This window comes from Arthrobacter sp. M4 (assembly GCF_020251205.1).
Taxonomy (GTDB): Bacteria; Actinomycetota; Actinomycetes; order Actinomycetales; family Micrococcaceae; genus Arthrobacter.
This window is the reverse complement of record NZ_JAIWYX010000064.1, coordinates 1-460: the sequence shown is the minus strand read 5'-3', so window position 1 is coordinate 460 and position 460 is coordinate 1. Positions and strand designations below refer to the sequence as shown.

The window sequence follows — 460 nt, the reverse complement described above, 5'->3', positions numbered from 1 at the left end:
ACGGGAAGTTCTCCTCGGTCGTGCCCGATGAAGTCGAAGCGGCACGCACCGCGGTGAAGGAGCTCATCGATGCCGGCCACCGTCGGATCGGCTTCATCAACAACAGGGATGACATCCCCGCAGCATCCGGACGCCTCGAAGGCTACCGGGAGGCCCTCGCAGAGGCCGGCGTCGAGTTCGACCCCGAACTCGTCACCCGGGAGGCTCCCCAGGTTTCGGGCGGCCGGGACGGGGCCCAGAAGCTTCTCGGCCTACCCGGGCGGCCCACGGCCCTGTTCTGCTTCCGCGATGCTCAGGCCTTCGGGGTCTACGAAGTCGCCGCCGGACTTGGACTGAGCATCCCAACGGACCTCTCGGTGGTGAGCATCGACAACTTCGAGCTCATCGCCGATGGGCTTTGGCCGGGCCTGACCAGCGTGGCGCTCCCGCACTATGACATGGGGCGGTGGGCCGTCAGCCG

1 protein-coding gene is annotated in these 460 nt (G+C 67.6%); it reads left to right on the top strand.

Annotated elements, in window-relative coordinates; translation table 11 throughout:
• A partial coding sequence (locus LD110_RS23410; RefSeq protein ID WP_225502338.1) for a substrate-binding domain-containing protein occupies window positions 1-460 on the top strand: 460 nt, incomplete at both ends.